The organism is Phormidium sp. CCY1219 (genome assembly GCF_055795085.1).
This window is the reverse complement of sequence record NZ_JAYFEQ010000189.1, coordinates 1-1,971: the sequence shown is the minus strand read 5'-3', so window position 1 is coordinate 1,971 and position 1,971 is coordinate 1. Positions and strand designations below refer to the sequence as shown.

At 45.3% G+C, this 1,971-nt stretch carries 3 protein-coding genes; all 3 read left to right on the top strand.

Features of this window, described 5'->3' with window-relative positions:
- On the top strand, window positions 1-243 hold a 243-nt coding region (locus tag AC0QH1_RS01220; RefSeq protein ID WP_324628919.1), incomplete at its 5' end, for a hypothetical protein.
- A 345-nt stretch (window positions 244-588) separates the two neighbouring features.
- Window positions 589-1,278 (top strand): hypothetical protein, encoded by a 690-nt coding sequence (locus AC0QH1_RS01215; RefSeq protein WP_324628918.1) that lies wholly within the window; start codon window positions 589-591, stop codon window positions 1,276-1,278.
- A 208-nt stretch (window positions 1,279-1,486) separates the two neighbouring features.
- On the top strand, window positions 1,487-1,971 hold a 485-nt coding region (locus AC0QH1_RS01210), incomplete at its 3' end, for a hypothetical protein (protein ID WP_324628916.1).

The following is a 1,971-nucleotide window of genomic DNA, read 5'->3' as shown; positions in this document are numbered from 1 at the left end:
TGCGGCCCAGAAGGAATCAAACAGTTTCCAGACCAATACCAAAAAATGCTAAAATATCCCAACAATACGGCATTTTCTTTGGTCGCCGTTAATCCGAAAACCAATGAAGTTACGGAAGTCGCGCCGGAAACCAAAATTTCTCTGAAACCGGGTGAAACGTTGAAGTTTATCGTCAATGATGTGGAGGGGACTTATAACGATAATACGGGCACTCTGACCGTCAAATGGTCGGGAGAGGATTAGGATTTACCGAAGTCGCGGTGGTGGTTTCCCTCGCGCGGTTGCCCCAGGATGGAAACCCGCTCCCAATTCCAGCCAGTGATACTCGGGAATTGAGGCCAACCCGCTGCGGTTGAACAGCTAATTGTAGGACAAATTACGTTGTCATCACAGATATCTTTTCTCGTTTCCCGTTCAGACTCGGAACGCTTTCGCCGAGGTGCCGCCCATTTCCCGAGTCAACTGGTTAAATAATTTGGCTCCTCGATAGATAGAGGGAGTCTAAAAAAACATAAAAGTGGAGGGAAAAGCTGACAAAAATTGCTTGAATAAAAATCAAGACTTTGCTACAAAAACATAGGAGCAGCAATGAGTCCATTCGTATTTACAAACCCCCAAACGGGTTTTACGTTAGACTGTAAAATAGGCTCTACCGATATGGTATGCGTGGTCGATAATAATACCGTTCAATCCTGGGGAATACCCACCCCCACAGACAGTCAAAAGTGGACGGTGACGACAGAGGGATTAATCAAAAATCAGGAGGGGAAAGCCTTAACTTTTGAAGCGCCGAATCGCGTTACTTTCCAGCCGGTGAAGGGAAATAGTGACGATAAAACGCAACAGTGGAGCGTCAGTGCTAAGGGAGTCCTCAAATGTGACTTCAATGATTGCGCCTTAGTGGTGCAACAGCCGGCACAGGGTTTTTACTATAACGTTGCGTGCGAAAAGATTGACGAGAACAATCCGCAACCGAATCAGTGCTGGAATATTCCGCCGGAAGCGGCTAATATTCTCAATCAGCACGTCGCACCACAACCCAATCCAGAAATTGAAAAGTGCCGATCGATGATTAACGAACTGCGGCTTTACAAGCAACGCTACTGGGCCATTGGGTTGAATGGAGATACGCTGCAACCCGATGGATTTGTGGCATTTTTCAGCCAGCGCAATCTGCCGTTTGAATATTTCGTGCGATCGCGCGGAGTGTCTCGCGGAGATTATTCGGCATACGATCGCAATATTGCCACGCTGGAAAATTACATCAAAACCCTGTAAACTCCCAGAATTGTACTCAAGAGTTTACCCTCAAATACTAGGCGATCGCTATTGACATAAACAAGAATCAGACAAGAAGATTACTGAGATTTATTTTTGGCCGATCGCTTCAGTATTTTTAGAGAAAAATATTCCCGATGGGAATTGCACTGAAACCTTAACGAAAACTTAAGGAAGTTGAATCGTAAAACATAAAAAGGACAGAAAAATGACTACAGGTTCATTTGAAGTTGACACGAAACGCGAATTGGGTTACGAATTTAAAAATCCCAGCAACGAAGACATCACCTATACCTTTACGCCCTCTGGCAAATGGATGCCCGCCAAAGCTGAAATGGGAATTCCCGAATGCGGACCGGAAGGGATTAAACAGTTTCCCGAGCAATACCAAAAAATGCTAAAATACCCGAATAATACCGCATTTGCCTTGCTCCTCGTTAATCCAAAAACCAATGAGGTGAAGGAACTCGCCAAAGAAACGAAAATGACCCTCAAACCGGGGGAAACTTTGACATTTGTGGTCAATGATGTGGAGGGAACTTATAACGATAATAGTGGCACGCTGGCCGTCAACTGGGCGGCAGAAAATACCCAACCTTCTGCTCCGTCAGAACAGTTAAAAGCCACGATTTACGAACACGGGAACTTCCAAGGAGCCAGTCAAGAACTAACCGAAGGCAGTTATAATATTGC

What these genes read in the sequence shown, in the direction of transcription:
- AC0QH1_RS01215 (WP_324628918.1), top strand. Translation starts at nt 589, where the DNA reads ATGAGTCCATTCGTATTTACAAACCCCCAAACGGGTTTTACGTTAGAC.